A 208-nucleotide genomic window follows, 5' to 3' on the forward strand; every position below is an offset into this window, starting at 1 on the left:
ATATTCATAACTTAAAACTCAGAGGAGACCGATACACCGAATACCTGGGGTTCATTGGTGAAACCGGTCAGATTGTTGAAGTCGATGGCACCCATGACATTCTCTTCATCGGTGATATTGCGACCGAATACGGCCACTTCCAGGCCGCGATCGACACGGCGCCAACCAGCCCGGAAGCCGCCTTCATACTGGCCATCGGTCTGGAATT

General features: G+C 51.9%; 1 protein-coding gene. It reads right to left on the bottom strand.

The features are described 5' to 3' along the window. Positions 1-11: 11 nt before the first annotated feature. Positions 12-208, bottom strand: a 197-nt coding sequence (locus tag A3709_RS23930; protein WP_197484246.1) for a hypothetical protein, incomplete at its 5' end; no start/stop codon positions are given.

It is taken from the genome of Halioglobus sp. HI00S01 (assembly GCF_001635445.1).
GTDB classification, from domain to species: domain Bacteria; phylum Pseudomonadota; class Gammaproteobacteria; order Pseudomonadales; family Halieaceae; genus Halioglobus; species Halioglobus japonicus.